Origin of the sequence: Psychrobacter sp. TB20-MNA-CIBAN-0197 (assembly GCF_040309765.1) — a bacterium.
In the GTDB taxonomy this organism is placed as follows: Bacteria; Pseudomonadota; Gammaproteobacteria; order Pseudomonadales; family Moraxellaceae; genus Psychrobacter; species Psychrobacter submarinus.
In genome coordinates this window covers 1-270 of sequence record NZ_JBEOPC010000643.1, presented here as the reverse complement: position 1 = coordinate 270, position 270 = coordinate 1, and the positions used below count along the sequence as shown (strand labels likewise).

Sequence of the window (270 nt, the reverse complement as noted above, 5' to 3'; positions counted from 1 at the left end):
CCAATTACACGACCGGATGCAAATAGTGGCATGACAAAAACAGAACAAGGCATGGACTTGTTTTGGTTGTCTTTACCAACTTCAAAAAGTAAACTGGTTTCTAATTTTTCGTTATTTTCAATACATTTCTTTACCAACTGATGTTTGATCCATTCTAAATGCAAATCGCTAAGGTTTTGGCTCCTGCAATACATTCCTTTTAAATCAACCTCAGGCAGAAACTCTTCTTTAAGTTCTATAAGAAAAACGGTTCCATGACATGCTCCTGCA

General features: G+C 36.3%; 1 protein-coding gene. It reads right to left on the bottom strand.

Translation table 11 applies throughout. The features are described 5' to 3' along the window. Positions 1-270, bottom strand: a 270-nt coding sequence (locus AAEY83_RS15340; RefSeq protein ID WP_351060281.1) for a hypothetical protein, incomplete at both ends; no start/stop codon positions are given.